1 protein-coding gene is annotated in these 563 nt (G+C 80.5%); it reads right to left on the bottom strand.

From position 1 onward, the window contains the following. Window positions 1-436 (bottom strand): hypothetical protein (locus CBZ_RS21325; protein WP_165446886.1); only part of this gene is annotated, 436 nt, incomplete at its 3' end. Window positions 437-563: the final 127 nt, after the last annotated feature.

The raw sequence follows: 563 nt of genomic DNA, 5'->3' as shown, positions 1-563 counted from the left end.
CGGCTACCTCGACCGCGTCGGCGACCGCAGCCGCCTGCGCGGCCTGGGCCGCCGCCGCCGCGGCCGCGGCCTGCTCGGCCACGGCGGCGTCGAGCTCGGCCGCGACGTCGTCGAGTGCGGCGTCGATCGTCGCGAACCGCTCGGCGGAGATCTCCCCCGCCTCACGCCCCTGCTCGGCGTCCGCGCGCAGGCGGTCGAGCAGCGCGCGCGCCGCGTCGAGCCGACCCTCGTGCGCGGCCTGCGTCACGACGAGCACGTCCTGCTGCAGCGTGCGTGCGCGGTCGCCGGACAGCTCGGGCGCGGCGCACCCCCCGAGGACGAGCGCCGCGACCAGCAGCGCCGCGCCGAGGACGACCGCCCGGGCCAGCCCCACCGGACGACCCGCACGCCCCGGCGCCGGCACCTGCGCGCGCACCGCGCCAGTCATGCCGGTCACGGCGCCACGCTCCGCTGCAGGCGCGTCAGCGACTCGCCGAGCGGGCCGTCGACCGCGGGGTACGCGGGCGGGTCGGGCACGGCGGGAGCGCCGGTCAGGCCCTGGACCGTCAGCAGCCCGGCGACGA

It is taken from the genome of Cellulomonas biazotea, assembly GCF_004306155.1.
GTDB lineage: Bacteria > Actinomycetota > Actinomycetes > Actinomycetales > Cellulomonadaceae > Cellulomonas > Cellulomonas biazotea.
Note: the sequence above shows the minus strand (reverse complement) of the source record. Positions and strands in the feature narration are given on the sequence as shown.